The organism is Paraburkholderia sp. CNPSo 3274 (assembly GCF_024206475.1).
Lineage (GTDB): Bacteria > Pseudomonadota > Gammaproteobacteria > Burkholderiales > Burkholderiaceae > Paraburkholderia.
In genome coordinates this window covers 1-15,840 of record NZ_JAMBPR010000119.1, presented here as the reverse complement: position 1 = coordinate 15,840, position 15,840 = coordinate 1, and the positions used below count along the sequence as shown (strand labels likewise).

Sequence of the window (15,840 nt, the reverse complement as noted above, 5' to 3'; positions counted from 1 at the left end):
CTCCATGGAAGCCCCCTCCGCCGCCACCGCCGCCGCCATGGCTCTGGAACGCGTCGCGGCTTTGCTGGCCGCGTTGCTGTTCGAGGCGCGCGTTGGCGCCGTCGCCCGCGCCGCGTAACGCGTTATCGCGATTCGTGCTCTGCGCCCGGTTGTTGAGATCGTTCGCGCGGTTCGCGTTTTGCGCGCCGTTCTGCCCGCGGTTGTTGAGTTCGTTGCCACGGTTTGCGTTTTGCGCGCCGTTTTGCGCGCGATTGCCGTTCGGCCCGTTGCCGCCGTTGGTATTCGGCCGGCCGCCTTGCTGGATGCCCTGGAGTCTCTGTTGGGCATTGCCGCTCATGTTCTCGCCAGTGCGGTTCTGCAAGGTCTGCATGGCCTGCGTGCGCGACTGGTCGTAGCCCCGGTACTGGTTGTGCTGGCCGTTCAGGTTCGCGTTGTTGTAGTTCTGGCGGCGCTCGACATTGGCGTTGCGATTCCAGTTCGCCGTACCGTTGTTCGAGTTGATGCGGTTGTTGACGTTGATGTTGTTGTAGCGATTGACGTTGATGTTCACGTCATGGTTGTTCCAGTTGAAGCCGCCCCACAACGAGTTCGCGACCGCGATGCCCGCACCGAACGCGAGCCCGCCGACGAATCCCGACGCAATGGCATAACCCGGAGGCGGCGGCATATACACGGGCGGATAGGCCGGATACGGCCACGCGCCAAACACCACCGTGGGGTTATAGGTCGGCACATACACCACCTGCGGATTCGCAGGCTCGATCACGATGGTCTGCGTGGTCGAGGTGCTCGAGGCAGGCTGGACCACGACCTTCTGCTGCTCGTTGGACTTGAGGTTGCCCGCCTTCTGGGCCTGCACGCGCAGCCGCTGCACCGAGTCCATCACGTCGTTGGGCTGCGCGAGAAACGCGTTGCCGATCTGCTGGACCCAGTCGGGCTTCGAAGCCATGGTTGCGAGCACCTGCGGGAACGCCACGAGCGACTGCACGCTCGGGTCCCAGGGCTGGGAGGCCACCGCCTTCACTGCGTCGTCGCCCTTGAGGTTCGGGTTGGACTTCGTCCACGCGGCGGCGGCGGACACATCTTGCGGGAACGTGGCGGCCATGAGCACCTGCGCGAGCAACGCGTCGGGATAGAGCGCGATGGGCGCGGTGAGCGAATCGAGCTGCTGGTTCGAAAGATGCGCCGCGTTCTGCGCGAGCGCGGCAGTGGGCACAAGCGGCCCCACGAAAAGCGGCGCGCCCGCGAGTGTGGCACACACGAGCCAGGCAAGGCGCTGGCTTGCACCGGATGTCTTCACGTTATGGTCCTCCCGGTTACGAACATTGGTTCTGATATACGCAGGGATCGAACATTCGCAAACCTCAAGCGATCATCACAATCTCGAAGCCGCTACGGCGTGGCTACAAAAAATAAAGGGACGAGACTCGCAGTGTCAACCGAAGAAATGTTGCAGCACTCCGATTAAGCGACGTGCATCAACGAGACTGAAAACTACGTTGAGCGTAACAATATCGTGAATACCGATTACACCGCGCTGGAGTGCGACTGCGACTCGCTAGCATTCAAATGCGTACGCACAAAACCCACGTGTTCGCGCAACACGTAAAACGCATCGGCAAACGCGAGCGGCATGCGCAGCGTATTGAGCGAGCGCTCGATCTCGTCGAGTTCTTCGACCAGCGCGCGCCGCTCTTCTTCATTCGTATGCTTGAGCGCGTCGCGCTCAATGGCGATGAGCGCACCGTAGTAGCGATAAATGCGTGAACGCACGCGCCAGCGATACAGCGCCGGTATCGCGCGCAATGCGGGAATCACGAGCACGGCCAACGGCAGCAGCAGCACGAGCAGACGGTCCGTCACGCTCGCAAGCCAGAATGGCAGCGCGCGATAGAGAAAGCTCTTGCCCGACTTGTAGTAGCGCGTGGCGTCCTCGCTCACGCGAAAGTCGTGCACCGCCGGACTCGGAAACTGGCCCTCGCGCTGCAGGAGTCCGGGCGCGCCGTTCACCTCCTCCGCCGCTTCGATGAGCAGATCGGAGAGCGCGGGATGCAGCGTGTCGCGCGCGACGAGTTCGACGGTCGGCCCGATCAGGTGCACCGTTTCGCGTGGTTGGCGCCTGCGCAGATCGAGCACGCCGGGCGGCAGGTCGACGCTCTCCAGATACGGAAAGAGCCGCGTATAGGCAGCCGCTTCGTCGAAGCTCATGACCGAGATGCCAGGGATGTCGAGCAAACGCAGCATCAGAGCACGCGTGGTCGAGTCGCCGCTCAGCATCGCGGCCTCGACGTGGCCGGAGACGAGCGCCGTGGCCGCCTCTATGCCGTCGAGCGGCAGGAAAGTGGAGTCGCCGCCGGGGTCGAGGCCGTTCGCGGAGAGCAGCTTGAGCGCCAGCTCGCGCGTGCCGCTGCCCACGCGGCCAATGGCGATGCGCTTGCCGTCAAGGTCGGAGAGCCGCGTGAGGCCCGAGCCATGATAGAAAACGACGATCGGCAAATAGGCCACGCTGCCGAGTGACATGAGCGAGCGTGTGTCTACGCCGTCGGCCACGCCGCCCTGGACGAATGCGAGGTCCACGCGCTGCTTCGGATCGAGCAGGCGCTGCAGGTTCTGCACCGAGCCGTCCGATTCGAGGATCTTGAGCTTCACGCCGTTGCGCGCGAGGATCGCGCGGTAGGCTTGCGCCATCTGCATGAAGGAGCTGTCGGCGGGGCCCGCGCTGATCGTGATCGTGCGCGGCGGCGCCGGGTCGACTAGCCAGAAGACAAGACCGACCACCACCGCGCAGAACAGGGCCACGGGCAGCGTGGTCAATGCGATATCGCGCCAGGCTGGATGCGCGTGGTCCCGCAGGAAATTGGGTGGCGGCGGTCGATATCGTCTCATGAGAACCCGGCGGCAAAGCGTCAGACTCCTGAAATTCTCATGATGCCATTTTCGCGCCAGATCTGATCGCTGGCGTGGCCGCCTTACCTGAAGGACTTACAAAACGCGTGCCTGCGTAAGTGTCGTGTCAGCTCGCTGCGGCCTTCGTCAGTGCAAACAGCTCGGTGCGCAGCGCCTTCGCGCGGTCGCGCTTCATGTGCTGCTCGAACTCGGCCTGCGCGTCGAGCCATAACGCATGCGCCTTGTCGTAGCGGCGCAAGCCCGCGGCCGAGAGCCGGTAGACCAGCGTGCGCGTGTCGTGTTCGGCCGCCGCCGTGAGCACGAGGCCGTCGCGCTGCAACGGCTTTAGCGCCCGCACGAGCGTCGTGCGGTCCATCACGAGGTCGTCGGAGAGTTCGGCGGCCGTGGCGTCGGGCCGGCCCGCGAGGCGCGAGAGGATGGTGAACTGCGCGGCCGTGACGTCCGCCTGCGAGAGGTGCCGCTCGTAAAGCTGCGTGACGAAACGCGCCGCCTGCCGCAGCGCAAAACAGTTGCATTCCTCGCGTGTGATCCGCTTCGTCATCGTGTTCCCCGCCTGTATCCCAGTTCAATTCGCCTCACGTGGCCCGGCCATCATACTTTCTCGAGCGCGAGCGCGATACCCTGGCCACCGCCGATGCAAAGCGTCACGACGCCGCGACGCAGGCCGTCGCGCTGCATCGACCATGCGAGGCGCGTGGTGAGAATCGCGCCGGTCGCGCCGATGGGGTGGCCATGCGCGATCGCGCCGCCTTCCACGTTCACGATGTCCTCGGGAATGCCAAGTCGCTTCATGACCGCGAGCGGCACCGCCGCGAATGCCTCGTTGATCTCGAAGCGCTCGACGTCGCCAAGCGACCAGCCGGCACGCCCCAACGCGAGTTGCACCGCGGGCACGGGGCCAAGGCCGAACATGCCCGGCTCCACCGCCGCGACGCCCCACGCCACGAGCTTGACCATCGGCGAGAGCCCCTCGGCTTCGGCGAAGCCACGCTCGGCCACGAGCATTGCGCTCGCCGCGCTGTTCAGTCCGGGCGCGTTGCCCGCCGTGATCGTGCCGTCCGGGCGAAACGCGGGACGCAGTTTCGCGAGCCCTTCGAGTGTCGTGTCGGGGCGCGGCGCTTCGTCGGTATCGATGCGCTCCATGCCCTTCTTGCCCTTGACTTCCACCGCGGCGATTTCTTCCTTGAAGCGTCCCGCCGCTTGTGCGGCAGCGAAGCGCTGCTGCGAACGCACCGCCCAGTTGTCCTGCTCCGCGCGCGTGAGCGCGGCCTGCGTCACGAGGTCTTCCGTATGCCAGCCCGAATGCTGGCCCGAAAACGCATCGACGAGACCGTCGCGCAGCATGCTGTCGTGAATCTCGGCGTTGCCCATGCGATAGCCCCAACGGCCGCCGTCCAGCAAATACGGCGCGCGGTCCATGTTCTCCATGCCGCCCGCCAGCGCGACGTCGGCAAGACCCAGCATCACCTCCTGCGCCGCGCTCGCAACGGCTTGCGCGCCGGAGCCGCACACGCGATTCACCGTGAGCGCAGGCACCTGAACCGGCACGCCGCCGCCAAGCTCGGCCTGACGCGCGGGATTCATCTTGTTGCCCGCCTGGATCACGTTGCCGAGCACCACGGAGCCGAGCCGCGCCGGGTCGAGCTTCGCGCGCGCCAGCGTTTCGCGCACCGCCGCCGCGCCCAGCTCCGTGGCCGGAACGCCCTTGAACGCACCGTTGAATCCGCCAATTGCCGTACGCACCGGCTGGCACAAAACGATCTCGCGTGTACTCATGGTCAACTCTCCTTTCATGTGCATCGTTCCATCTCCATTCTATATATGCATATGCACACTTTCAAACGTTTTTGTGGAACATGCGCTCGCGTGCGCTGGCACGATTGATGTCGTGTCGAGCGCACGCGGGGTGGTAAAACCGTTTCCGGTACGTTACGGCGCAGCCGGAAAATCCAGCGTCGTATCGTTGATGCGGTTCACGAGGTTCGTGAACGTAATCGACGTCACAGCGAGCGCAATTTCCACGATCTGGCGCTCGGTATAACCGGCTTCGCGAATCGCGCTCACTTCCGCTTCGGGCAGCGTGCCGTGCGTCGTCACCAGCAAGCGAACGAAGTGCACGAGCGCGTCGCGCTTTGCGTCGCCGGTCGCATCGCCAGCGCGGACCGCCTTCATCGTTTCCGGCGCGAGCCCGGCGAACTTGCCCGCCAGCGTGTGCGCCGCTAGACAGTAATCACAACCCGCCACTTCGCTCACCGCGAGCTTGATCGCTTCGATGTCGGGCTTCGACAACGTGCCGGCACCGATCACGGCCTCGACGTTGAGCAGCGCGCCTAGCGCTTCGGGGCTATGCGTGCCGATGGTGGCGTAGGCGTTGGGCACCTTGCCAACGGCCTTGCGGATCTTTGCAAAGATTTCAGCGGCGGCGCCGGTGGCGGCTTCAGGCTTGATGGCGGAAAGACGGGACATGTTTTGCTCCTTTAACGTTGCGTGGTCGCGAGCGGGTGTCTGTGTCGCATTGCCATCGTCGATGGCATGGATGCAGTCTAGTCGCGCACCGTCGCGCTTTTAATGCCAGAATGGCGCGACTTCATGCTCAATCGTCTCACTCGCCCGCCATGGATCTGCTGAGCCGCCTTCTCGCGCTGATGCCCGTTGCCGGCCGCCTCGACGTGCGCTGCCATTTCGGCGCGCCCTGGCGCATCGATGATCCCGCTGCGAAGGAGCGCGAGATCCGCTATCACGTGCTGATTGCGGGTCGCGCCATCGTCGAGGATGCGCACGGCGCGCCCGTCGCGCTCCATGCGGGCGACATCGTGCTGTTTCCCTCGGGCAGCCCGCACGTGCTGCACGACGGCAGCGGCGCGGCGCCCGCCGCCGTCGCCAAACACATGGAAAATGGCGTGAGCATCGAAACGAACGCGGGCGACGGCGCCACCGCCGACGTCCTGTGCGGCCGCTTCCTGCTGCCTGCCGTGCCGCAGCGCCTGCTGCGCGAGAATCTGCCCGCGCGCCTCGTCGTGCATAGCGCGAGGGACGGCACGCAGGCGCCCGAACGTCTCGTGCGCCTGATCGCGCTGTTGCGCGACGAAGCGTATGAGGCGGCGCCGGGCAGCGAGTCGCTCGTGAACCATCTTTCGGGCGCGCTGTTCGGGCTCACGCTGCGCTACGCCAGCGCCGGCGACGCCCCGCCGCGCGGCCTGCTCGCGCTCGCGCAGCGCCCGCGCCTGCAACCCGCCATCGACGCCATGTTCGAAGCGCCCGGCAAGTCCTGGACGCTGCCCGAGCTTGCCGAGCTTTGCCACATGTCGCGCGCGACGTTCGCGCGGCACTTCGACGAGGCCATCGGCCGCTCGGCCGCCGACGTGCTCACCGATATCCGCATGACGCTCGCGGGCCGCATGCTCGCGCAGAGCAACGACGGCGTGGCCGAAATCGGCGAATTCGTGGGCTACCAGTCGGACGCCGCGTTCCAGCGCGGCTTCAAGCGCCACGTGGGCATGACACCCGCGCAGTGGCGCTCGCTGGCTCGCGAGGCGGCTTCCGGCGCTTGAGCCGGGGATCATCGCTTCGAGGATGCCGTTCAGCCGCCGTGCGCGGGCGCTTCCTGCGCAAGCACCACGTCGCCGCTCTGGCTCCAGCCGCCACCCAGCGACCGGTAGAGCGCCACCGCCGCGAGCGCGCGCTCGCGCTGCGCGTCGTTGAGCAGATCCTGATCGGCGAGCAAGGTTTGCTGCGCGCTCAGGACGTCGAGAAAGTCCGTGGCGCCGCCCTTGTAGAGCTGGTTGGCCAGCTTGAGCGATTGTGCCGACGAAGCCAGCGCGTCGTTCAACTGCTGCGTCTGACTTGCCGTGCTCACGAGATCGCTGCGGCTATCTTCCACTTCGCGCAAAGCCTGGAGCATGGTTTCCTGCAGATTCAGTTGCGACTCACGCATGCGGCTCTCGCTCTGGTCGATGTCGGCCGTGATGCGCCCCGCGTTGAAGATCGGGCTCGTCGCGCCGATCGCCGCGCTAAAGAGGTTATCCGTGAGCGTGGGCATGCCGAGGTAGGACGCCGCGAGAATGCCATCCGTGAGATTGAGCGTGAACTTCGGATAACGCTCAGCGCGCGCCACGCCCACTTCCGCCGCGCGCTGCTGCACGGTGGCGTAGGCGGCCTGCACGTCGGGGCGGCGCAGCAGCGCCTCGGAAGGCAGCATCTGCGGCACGCTCGCGGGCACGCCGGGGATGGGCGCCGTTTGCGCGAGCGCGAGTTGCGCCACGGACTCCGGCGTGCGCCCCGTGTACACCGCGATCAGGTTCAACTGATGATCGATGCTAGCCTGCGCGCGCGGAATGCGCGCTTGCAGCTCGCTTAGCTGTGTTTGCGCGCGCGCCACGTCCAGTTGCGTGGAGAGGCCGTATTTCAGGCGGTCTTGCGTGAGCAGCAAGGTCCGCTTGCGAATCTCCAGGTTATCCTGAAGGATCTTCAACTCCGCCTGTGCATAGCGCAGATCGACGTACGCCGAGGCAGTATTCGCAGCGAGCGCGAGACGCACCGCATCAAGCGCGTGCTTCTGGCCCACGAGGTTCGCTTGCGCCGCGAGCAGGTCGAGCCGCTCGCCGCCGAACACGTCGGGCGACCAGCTCAACGCGAGGCCCGCGCCTGCCTGCTTCACATAGCCGAGCGGAGGCGGCGTGTTCTGCCGCGTATAGGCGCCCTGCGCGGTGAAGTCCAGTTGCGGCAGCAGCGCGGCGTGCTTTTGCGTCGTGATCGCTTGCGCCTGCTTCACGCGTTCGGCGGCGGCCTGCAAGTCGAGGTTGCCTTCGAGCACCGTGGCGAGCAGCGTATCGAGCGTCGGGTCGCCGAACTGCGCCCACCAGGCGCGCGCTTCGATGGCGTCCTGCGGCGCGTCGATACGCCATGCCACAGGCGCCGTTTCGTGCACCGTGGCGGGCAGATCGGGATGCTGCGCGGGCTGCACCGCACATGCGGCGAGCACGGCGGCGGACAGCAGCGAAAGGACGAGGCGCATGGGAGTCGATGAGCGTTCAGGGGTTTTCATGGGTCACCTCAATGGGCGTCGGGCGGCGGGCCACCCAGCGAAATCGGCTTTGAGAACGCCACGCTCGCAATGGCGACCAGGAAGCACAGCGAGAGCACAAAGAACGTGTCAGAGAACGTCATCACGAGCGCTTCGCGCAGAATCAATGCGTGCAGTTGCGCGAGCCCCGCTTCGGCGGCATCGATTGCATTGCCCGCCACGGACGACCAGTATGCGGTGCGGCCCGCCAGCAGCAATTGCACCTGCGGCGCGCCGCCAGTCACGCTCTCGTTCAGGCGCAGATAGTGGAAGTTGAGCCGGTCGTTGAGCATCGTCGCGCTCACGGCAATGCCGATCGCGCCGCCCAGATTGCGCATGAGGTTGAAGAGACCGCTTGCCGACTTGAGCCGCGAAGGCGGCAGCGAGCCGAGCGACATGGTGACGATGGGCGGAATGGCGAACTGCTGGCCAATGCCGCGCAGCGCCTGAGGCACGAGGAACTGCTGCCATCCCCAGTCATGCGTGAGCGGCACATACAGGTAGCAGCCAAGCCCGAAGCAGATCAGCCCGAACAGCATCAGCGCGCGCATGCTGAAATAGCGCGTGGAAAACGCATAGACGCCAAGCGCGAGCAACTGGAACACACCCACCGAAAGCAGCGACAAACCGATTTGCAGCGAGCTGTAGCCGCGCACTTCCGCGAGAAAGAGCGGCGTGAGATAAACGGCCACGAAAATGCCGATGCCCGTGACGAACGAAAGCAGACTGCCAATGCCGAAGTTGCGTACGAGCAGCGCGCGCAGATCGACGATGGGGTCCTTCGCCGTCAGCGCGTGAACGATGAACAGAAAGCCGCAGATCGCCGCGATCCACGTACAGGCAACAATCACGTCGTCGCCGAACCAGTTCTTGCGCGGCCCTTCTTCGAGCACGTATTCAAGGCAACCGAGAAAGCCGCACATGAGCACGATGCCGAGATAATCGCCACGTTTGAGAAGCGAAAGATCGGGCTTGTCGATGTTCACGTACTTGGGCACCAACGCAGCCACCGCAATACCCGGCACGAGGTTCAGATAGAAGAGCCAATGCCACGACCATTGATCGGTGATCCAACCGCCGATCACGGGCCCGAGCGTGGGCGCGAGCGAGGCGAGCGCGCCAATGGTCGTGGAGGCAACGATACGCTGCTTGCCGGGAAAGAGCACGAAGGCCGTGGTGAACACGGTGGGGATCATCGCCGCGCCGAGCGCGCCTTGCAGGCCGCGAAACACGATCATCGAGTTGATGTCCCAGGCGAGGCCGCACAGCATGCTCGTGATGGTGAAGCCCACTGCGGAGGCCACGAAGAGCCAGCGCGTGGAGAACACCTTCGAGAGCCAGCCCGACATGGGAATCACCATGATCTCGGCGATCAGATAAGCCGTTTGCACCCACGAAAGCTCGTCCTGGCTCGCGGAAAGACCGCCGCCGATGTCACGCAGCGACGAAGCGACGATCTGGATGTCGAGCGTGGCCATGAAGAAGCCAATGCACATCAGCGCGAACGCGAAGGCGCGTTGCGCCATGGGTTGAAGATGTGGAGCGAGTGTCGGGTCGGCGCTTGTCGTGGTGTTCATCGTCGTGGCCTCTTCAATGCGCTTGCGCGAGATGCACCTTCACGGTCGCCGAAAGACCGGGCCGCAGCGCGCCTTCCAGGCCCTCCGGCGCATTGGCGTCGATGCGGATGCGCACCGGCACGCGCTGCACGATCTTCGTGAAGTTGCCCGTGGCGTTCTCGGGCGGCAGCACGCTGAAGGTCGCACCCGTGGCGGGCGCGAGGCTCTCCACGGTGCCATGCAGCGTGCCGCTGGCCGCGTCGAGCACGACGTCGACACGGTCGCCCGCGTGCATCTTCTTCAACTGGTCTTCCTTGAAGTTCGCGTCCACCCAGAGGCCCGTTGCCGGCACCACGGTCAGCAGCGGCGCACCCACGTTGGCAAGCGTGCCCACACGCGCCGTGCGGTTGCCGATGTAGCCATCCACGGGCGCGGTCAACGTGGTGTATTCGACGTTCAGTTGCGCAAGGCGCTGGTTGGCCTCGGCCGTTGCGACACGCGCCTGAGCGTCGTTGATCTGCGCCGCCAGCACGTCGAGCTGGCGTTGCGCCGCCAGCACCGCCGCGCCGCTTTGCGCAACCGATGCCTGCGCCTTCGCGTAGTCGGAGTCCGCACGCTCGACCAACTGGCTCGATACAGCGTCGTCCTTCACCAGCTCGCGGTAGCGCGTCTGGTCCTGACCGCTGCGCGTGAGTTCCGCATTCGAGGCGCGCACTTCGGCCTGGTGCTGGTTGATCACCGCTTCCTGCAACGTGCGCCTGGCCTGCAACTCGTCGACCGCGGCGCGCGCGCTCGCCAGCTCCGCGTTGGCCTGGGCGAGTTTTGCGTCGTAGTCGCGCGAGTCGAGACGCAGCAGCACCTGGCCCGCGTGCACGCGCTGGTTGTCCTGCACGGGAATCTCAGAGACGAAGCCGCTCACGCGCGGCGCCATCACGGTGACGTTGCCGCCCACGTAGGCATCGTCGGTGGTCTCGACGAAGCGCAGCACGGAGAACCAGTAGCCGGCGGCGGCCGCCAGGACGAGCGCGACCGCGCCTAGCGCGAGACGCATGCGCGAGATGCGCGTGCGCTCCCTCGCTTGCGCCGGCTCGACCGCAACGGGAGTGGAAGGACTCGACATGACGTTTACCTGTGCATATACACTGCTAAAGATGAAAAAACGCCGCGGTATGAAGAAACGCGACGCAACCTCCACACGTTAAACAGCCCGTGTGATGCGAAACAGCTCGCGCCGCAGCCACGCGGCGCGTCGGGCGCCAAAGCGGCGCTCGAATTCGTCCTGCGCCGCGCGCCAGTGTTCGTGCGCCGCGTCGAGCCGCGTGCGGCCCGCTTGCGTGAGCGCGAGGCGGCGGCGGCGTTCGCCGCGGTCCGGCGCATCGGCCACGAGCGCGCCGCGCAACAGCGGCCGCAAGGCCCGCACGAGCGTGGTACGCTCCATCACCATCGAGCGCCCGAGTTCCGCCATCGTGAGGCTCGACGCACGGCCCAGCGCACCGAGAATGCTGAACTGCGTGGGCGTAAGCCCTGCCACGCTCAGGTGCCGCTCGTAAAGCTGCGACAGATGCCGCGCGGCCTGGCGTACGGCAAAGCAATCGTCGTGCTCGGGTGACTGATGAATGTGCATATGCACAGCGTAGTCGGCAATCAGGCCCCGAACAAGCCTTACGCGCGGCATCACATTATGGCCGCGGCGACAATAATCGCGGCCAAGCTTTCATTCAGCCTTCATTTCGACGGCAGCCTCGTGCGTCACGTCGTCGAAAAACGCCGTGGCGTGGTCGATGAACGCGCGCACCTTCGCCGGCAGCAGCGTGCGCGTGGTGTAGGCAAGGCGAATCTCGATCTGCATATCGACGAGCGGAAAGTCGTCGAGCACCGTCACGAGCTTGCCCGCCTCGAGTTCCTCCCTCACGAGCGCGGTGGGGAGAATGCCGATACCGAAGCCCTCCAGCACCATCTCGCGGTTGAATTCGGGGTTGTTCGAGGCGATTTCGTGGTGCAACTGCACAACGACTTCCTCGTCGCCCACGCGAAACGCGATCGTGGGCTTGCGCATGGAAGGCGGCATCGGCACGAACACGTGGCCGGTGAGGTCGGCGGGATGCTTCGGCGTGCCATGTGCTTCGAGATAAGCGGGCGTCGTGACGAGCGCGAGCGGAATGCGCTCGAGTAAACGCGTGACGGTCGATTCGTTGTTGAGCATGAACGGCAGCACGAGGCCGAGATCGTAGCCGTCCGCGATCAAGTCGACGGGGCGCTCGGTGAGGATCACGTCGAGCGTCACCTTGGGATGCGCGCGCTTGAAGCTGGCGATGAGCGGCACGAGGCGATTGACGGTGGCCGTGGTATGGGCGACCAGACGCAGCACGCCGCTCGCCTCGCGCGTTTGCACGGTGGCGTCGGCCTCCAGCGCGTCGAGGTCGTCGAGCACGCGGCAGCAGCCTTCGTAAAACCGCTCCGCCGCCTCGGTGAGCGACACCGCGCGCGTACTGCGATGAAAGAGCCGATTGCCAAGGCGCTTTTCGAGGCGCGCGATGGCGCGCGAGACGACGGGCGTGGTGAGGCTGTGCATGTCCGCGGCGCGCGTGAAACTGCGCGCCTCGACGACGGAGCGGAAGATCCGCAGGCTGTCGATGTAGTCCATGGTCGTGAGGGGGATGGCGTTGGCGTAGCTTAACACCGGGGAACGCGCCCCACTCACGCATCACGACGGGGTGATTTGTCAGAACTGTGCGCTTGCCTGCACGCCGACCGTCGCGCGTGACGTTGGGAAACCGCGAGGCTTGTAGATTGGCGCTCCCACGAAGAGGTCATAGCTCAAGCCTGCGTATTTCACCGGGATGCCGCCGCGAACGCCGATTACCGCGCCCGCGAGTTGGGTGCCTGCGAGGAACGCCGTGCCCGGCCCGAACACGTGGCCGTAGTCGATGCCTGCGTAGAGCGTCTGCCCCGTCTGGGAACACGGGCCATTGCACCTCGTTGCGCCAGTAGAAGCCGCGCTCGGCGGCCAGCATCGTGTTGCCGTCGAAGCCGCGCACGGTGTAGCGGCTGCCGATGGTCAGGTCGTCGATATAGAACAGCGCGTCGTTGGTGAACTGGCCGTGCATGGTTCCCACGTAAGCGAAGCGCTGCGAGCCGACGGCGAACGGCACCGAGAGGTTGGCGTCGAGCACCGCCATGTGGAAGCGATAGGTGGGACCGTTCGTGTACGGGTCGGGTGTCGCGCCAAAGCCCCCGATGCCCTGGCGATACGCCAGCGTGCCGTCGAACTGCGCCCCGCCGAAGTAGTGACGATCGGTCACCCCTAGTTCGAGGAACGTGTTGTTGCGGGCCTGCGTGGGGATGGTCGTGTCGTCGATAAAGCTGTCGCCAAACCGCTTCGAGAGCTGCAGATACCCACCGAGGACATCGTTCTGGCCGCGCGCGATGACACGCGCGAGACGCAGCGCGGCAGTCTGCGAATTGCCGCTCGATACGAACGTCTGGTTCACGCCCGCGATGTTCTGGTAGTACGTGTTCGTGTTGCCCGAGAGCGTGGCCGTCCAGTAGCCCCACGGCACCGAATACGAGCCATTGAAGCCGTGCGAGCCCAGTGACTTGTTGGCGAATGAGAGGTCCTGGTTCCCGCCTACCGTGAAGATGTCGTTCAGGCCGAGCGGGTTGTCGATGCCAAGGCTCACGTTGCCCTGCCACTTGCCCGTGGCGTCGTTGCCTGAGTTGTCTACCGAGGCGACAAAGGTCCAGGGCTTGCTGCGCTTGATCGTCACGACCACATCGCTTTCGCCCGGTGCGCCGGTTGGCTCGATCTGCATGTCAGCGTCCTGACTTGCCACGCGCTTCAACTGCTCCAGGCCCTGCTCGAGGTCGCGCAGGTTCAGCAGCGCGCCGCTGCCGGTGGGGAATGCCGTTCTCCATGTGCCCCACATCGACGGATCGGCCAGCCGCACCTGGCGCACGACACCAGGCACGAGCGCAAACCGCATGACGCCCGAGGACAGGTCCTGCTCGGGCATCAGCGCACGCGTGGTGATGTAGCCGCGCGAGAGGATCGCCTGTTGCAGGCCCTTCACCAGCACGTCCATCCCGGCCTTGCCGATGCATTGCCCCTGGTAGTGGCCGAGCCACTCGAGCGCGAAGGCGAACGGGTCCTGCGGCAGCGCGGACGCGCCCTGCTTTTGCATGGCGTCGGACAGCCCGGGCGGCACATCGAGCGTGAATGCTTCGATACGGAAACAAGGCGTCTCCTGCGGCAGCTCGGGATACGCCTGCGCCTGCGGCACGGCCGAGCGCACGGCGGGTGCCTGTACGGTGGCCTCACGCTGCTGCGTGTCGAGGCGCTGTTGCTGTATTTGCTCGGTTTCCATGCCGCCCAGGTTTTGTGCCGGCACGTTTGGCGCGAGTGTGGCCAGGGCTGTGAGTGGCAGCGCTGATAACCTCTTTCGGATTTTCATCGTGATGATGGGGTGTGGAAAATCATACGCTATGATTTTTGGAGTCCTGAATTTTGAGATAGCGGCCTGCGTGTGGCGGCATGGTTGCTACGAACCAAGAAAATTCATTTTTTCTGGTGATTTCAGGCAACACCCCGGCTACGGCAGGGCTGTTGTTTCAACCAAAGAAGATGCTTTTCACCACCACGCATACGATGAAGCCCATGGTGACAACGAAGACGCAATATCAGAGAATTCTTTGCAATCGCTTCTTTGGCACCGATGTAATTGACAGCCCGATATTTCAACCAAAAGATGCAATTCGACTGCGACGCGATCGATTAGAATACGAGAATGGAAGGCAAGCATCACATCATCAGTTCATCTGGCTTTGTCGGTGATCAACGGAATATCCCCGCTGAAGGTTCCGCTATTGATGGTTTCGTCGAGTTTCAACCCGACGCCTGGCGCAGCGGCAGTTCCGTTGCAGGCGAATAGACGAAGTGCGGGCCGCATGGGTGGCAGCCCACACGACCCACTGACCACCACCAACTTGCCACAGGAGTTGATCATGGCTGATGCCAATCTCAACGTATGCGCCAATCATTCCCGGGCGGCGCGTCACCCTCCGGCACTCGAGGCGATACCGGCGCATCAATGCGCAGACCCGCACCGAGCTACCGCTTTATCCGTGGATCAAGCTCCCGGGACGGTGGATTAAGTCTAGTCCTCACGCACGATTGAACTGAACTGCAAACAACAAACCCAGCTCGAACGCTGGGTTTGTTGTTCTCGTCATATCAACTCAGAAGCTTTTCGATTACTGCACTTCCTATGACTATCGCAACTACGCCAACAAAGATCCAGTAAAAGACCTTTTGCCGTTTACTCATTCGCGCCCACAGCTCTGGCGTGGGTCCTCCGCCGCTTGCCATTCAAGCCTCAATCACTTATTGCCACCCAAAGGCGCAGAATGTGCCCAAGGCATCACGCCGTAAGTCTTTCCACCGGGCGACCCCAACCCAAGCTCAAGAGCGGTTCCGCCTCCGTACGCATACGTAATGGCACCGAACACGTTGACACCGACAGGCGTGGGTATCGAAACGAGTTACGGGCTTCCGTCTCCATCCACAAGAAGAAAAGCGACAATCCTATTATGGACGCCGCTCCGCCTTGCGTTAATAGATCGAATGGGTACGCGATCGATCGATTCATGGGTTGGATTCGGCGTCGCGCTCCAACGCACGAAGTTCCTTGACCAGTTGATACGTGATCGCCGCAAAGAACGTTAGATAAGCGGGCAATCCGACCAGTACAGGACGCCAACTCGCACCTTTCACCAAGGAGACTGCCGAAATGAACAGTGGTAGCGCACAAGCGGCAACATAGGCAGTAAGCGCCTTTCACCAGACTATTTTTTGCTTGCTTTTCGCGGTCAATTCTTCCCCTCTGATTTCGATGCGTTTGAGATTGCACTTTGCGCCGGACCCGCCAGAACCTGATTTATCTGGTTCAAAAAGTTACCGAGTGGTCCAGGCATCATGCCCGTCATCAATGCACCAAGTGCGTTCGACCCGATTCCCACGCCAGCAGCGAGATAGCAGGTTGCGGAAATACCTCGCGACCGAAGCGGCCATTCTCTGTTTTTTTCGCTCGCGACCGCTAAAGCTTTCGCATTGCGAAAATTCAATGCGATTTCCACGTTTTTTCGGCGGCTTGAGGCCAATTTCAGGCCCCATTGCCGCGCTTACCTCGACTATGGACGGACTTGTGCCAGCGATCGCATGCGCACAAGGTTGTAGGCCACCATGTTCAACACGAACATCTGGTCCACCTTCTTCAAGCCGCGCACCATCACCTGGCGCATGCGTCCCACGGTCTTGGC

The 15,840-nt window shown here is 64.0% G+C and carries 14 protein-coding genes and 2 pseudogenes; 2 read left to right on the top strand and 14 right to left on the bottom strand.

Annotation, left to right across the window (positions count from 1 at the left end; translation table 11 throughout):
• The 5 genes from M3I54_RS40925 to M3I54_RS40905 all read right to left on the bottom strand — a co-directional run.
• Positions 1-1,300 (bottom strand): DUF3300 domain-containing protein (locus M3I54_RS40925; protein ID WP_254345799.1); only part of this gene is annotated, 1,300 nt, incomplete at its 3' end.
• 227 nt (positions 1,301-1,527) lie between these two features.
• Complete coding sequence (locus tag M3I54_RS40920; protein WP_254345798.1) at positions 1,528-2,886, bottom strand: TAXI family TRAP transporter solute-binding subunit; 1,359 nt, start codon at positions 2,884-2,886, stop codon at positions 1,528-1,530.
• A gap of 127 nt (positions 2,887-3,013) precedes the next feature.
• Entirely contained in the window at positions 3,014-3,448 is a 435-nt protein-coding gene (locus tag M3I54_RS40915; RefSeq protein ID WP_254345797.1) for a MarR family winged helix-turn-helix transcriptional regulator, read from the bottom strand.
• Positions 3,449-3,498: 50 nt separating this feature from the next.
• A complete protein-coding gene (locus tag M3I54_RS40910; RefSeq protein WP_254345796.1) occupies positions 3,499-4,683 on the bottom strand; it encodes a thiolase family protein in 1,185 nt (394 codons plus the stop codon).
• A gap of 153 nt (positions 4,684-4,836) precedes the next feature.
• Positions 4,837-5,373: a carboxymuconolactone decarboxylase family protein gene (locus M3I54_RS40905; RefSeq protein ID WP_254345795.1), complete on the bottom strand. Its 537-nt coding sequence runs from the start codon at positions 5,371-5,373 to the stop codon at positions 4,837-4,839.
• Between the two features lie 149 nt (positions 5,374-5,522).
• On the opposite strand from M3I54_RS40905, the gene M3I54_RS40900 reads away from it, so the two are divergent.
• Complete coding sequence (locus M3I54_RS40900) at positions 5,523-6,458, top strand: AraC family transcriptional regulator (protein WP_254345793.1); 936 nt, start codon at positions 5,523-5,525, stop codon at positions 6,456-6,458.
• 29 nt (positions 6,459-6,487) lie between these two features.
• Here M3I54_RS40900 and M3I54_RS40895 read toward each other — a convergent pair whose 3' ends face one another.
• The 6 genes and pseudogenes from M3I54_RS40895 to M3I54_RS40870 form a co-directional block, all read right to left on the bottom strand.
• A complete protein-coding gene (locus M3I54_RS40895; protein WP_375542304.1) occupies positions 6,488-7,921 on the bottom strand; it encodes an efflux transporter outer membrane subunit in 1,434 nt (477 codons plus the stop codon).
• 38 nt (positions 7,922-7,959) lie between these two features.
• Positions 7,960-9,546 carry a DHA2 family efflux MFS transporter permease subunit gene (locus tag M3I54_RS40890; protein WP_375542302.1) on the bottom strand — a complete coding sequence of 529 codons (1,587 nt, stop codon included), beginning with the start codon at positions 9,544-9,546 and terminating at the stop codon, positions 7,960-7,962.
• A gap of 13 nt (positions 9,547-9,559) precedes the next feature.
• A complete protein-coding gene (locus M3I54_RS40885; RefSeq protein WP_254345789.1) occupies positions 9,560-10,645 on the bottom strand; it encodes an HlyD family secretion protein in 1,086 nt (361 codons plus the stop codon).
• A gap of 78 nt (positions 10,646-10,723) precedes the next feature.
• Positions 10,724-11,149 (bottom strand): MarR family winged helix-turn-helix transcriptional regulator, encoded by a 426-nt coding sequence (locus M3I54_RS40880; RefSeq protein WP_254345788.1) that lies wholly within the window; start codon positions 11,147-11,149, stop codon positions 10,724-10,726.
• 90 nt (positions 11,150-11,239) lie between these two features.
• Entirely contained in the window at positions 11,240-12,169 is a 930-nt protein-coding gene (locus tag M3I54_RS40875; protein ID WP_254345800.1) for a LysR family transcriptional regulator, read from the bottom strand.
• 78 nt (positions 12,170-12,247) lie between these two features.
• A pseudogene (locus M3I54_RS40870) lies at positions 12,248-13,976 on the bottom strand (ShlB/FhaC/HecB family hemolysin secretion/activation protein).
• 333 nt (positions 13,977-14,309) lie between these two features.
• Between M3I54_RS40870 and M3I54_RS40865 the strand changes: the two are divergent.
• Positions 14,310-14,453: a hypothetical protein gene (locus M3I54_RS40865; protein WP_254345779.1), complete on the top strand. Its 144-nt coding sequence runs from the start codon at positions 14,310-14,312 to the stop codon at positions 14,451-14,453.
• A gap of 448 nt (positions 14,454-14,901) precedes the next feature.
• On the opposite strand, the gene M3I54_RS45570 is transcribed toward M3I54_RS40865, so the two are convergent.
• The 3 genes and pseudogenes from M3I54_RS45570 to M3I54_RS40855 all read right to left on the bottom strand — a co-directional run.
• Positions 14,902-15,054: a polymorphic toxin type 22 domain-containing protein gene (locus tag M3I54_RS45570; RefSeq protein WP_375542303.1), complete on the bottom strand. Its 153-nt coding sequence runs from the start codon at positions 15,052-15,054 to the stop codon at positions 14,902-14,904.
• A 336-nt stretch (positions 15,055-15,390) separates the two neighbouring features.
• Positions 15,391-15,657 carry a hypothetical protein gene (locus M3I54_RS40860; RefSeq protein ID WP_254345778.1) on the bottom strand — a complete coding sequence of 89 codons (267 nt, stop codon included), beginning with the start codon at positions 15,655-15,657 and terminating at the stop codon, positions 15,391-15,393.
• 54 nt (positions 15,658-15,711) lie between these two features.
• Positions 15,712-15,840 (bottom strand): annotated as a pseudogene (locus tag M3I54_RS40855) (IS5/IS1182 family transposase); the annotation flags it as partial.